A 236-nucleotide genomic window follows, 5' to 3' on the forward strand; every position below is an offset into this window, starting at 1 on the left:
CCCGTAAAATATAATGGATTTCATCCATGGCCAGCTTGTCCAGTTCCTCGCGGTGCACGGGCATCTTGAAATCGTTGTTGCTGAAAATAACCCGGTTCGTATCGTCCAAAATCTCTAAATACATGCGCTGGACGCTATTCTTCGCCACAAATTCGCTCGCCATATTCGTTAGTACCGTTTTCTCATTATCGATGGAATCGTAAATACGAAGAATCGGAACAATCGCATCGACGCTG

At 45.3% G+C, this 236-nt stretch carries 1 pseudogene; it reads right to left on the minus strand.

Annotated features, from left to right (window positions below):
• Positions 1–236 (minus strand): annotated as a pseudogene (locus tag KVT34_RS31115) (sensor histidine kinase); the annotation flags it as partial.

The organism is Paenibacillus sp. GbtcB18 (assembly GCF_019091125.1).
GTDB lineage: Bacteria > Bacillota > Bacilli > Paenibacillales > NBRC-103111 > Paenibacillus_F > Paenibacillus_F chitinolyticus.